Below are 338 nucleotides of genomic sequence, written 5' to 3'. Positions count from 1 at the left end.
CTTGAGTCAAGATTAAAATCAAAAAGGGTAGTGGAAGAACGGTTAACAACTTTCATGAAAAGTGCTGTAAAAACAGAAGATTTATTGAAAATTTCGGCTGATCTAGCAGTTGTCCAAGAGGAAATCGAGGCTATTGAAGGAAAGATGAAATTCTTAGAAAATCAAACATCCCTTTCGACAGTTAACATTACTCTATATGAAAAAAATGTAGTTATTCCAACCATTGATAAAGACAAGTTAAATACTTGGGAAAAAACAAAAAAACAATTTATGAAAAGTATCAATATGTTATTAGTTGGCTTATCAGGTTTAGTTGTTTTCATCGTTGGTAATATTCC

The 338-nt window shown here is 30.8% G+C and carries 1 protein-coding gene; it reads left to right on the top strand.

The annotated features are described in order from the left end of the window. Positions 1 to 338 (top strand): DUF4349 domain-containing protein (locus V7659_RS25555; RefSeq protein WP_335542921.1); only part of this gene is annotated, 338 nt, incomplete at both ends.

Origin of the sequence: Neobacillus drentensis (assembly GCF_036966985.1) — a bacterium.
GTDB classification, from domain to species: Bacteria; Bacillota; Bacilli; order Bacillales; family Cytobacillaceae; genus Neobacillus; species Neobacillus drentensis_E.
The sequence above is the reverse complement of the archived record's forward strand: the minus strand, read 5'-3'. Positions and strand labels throughout refer to the sequence as shown.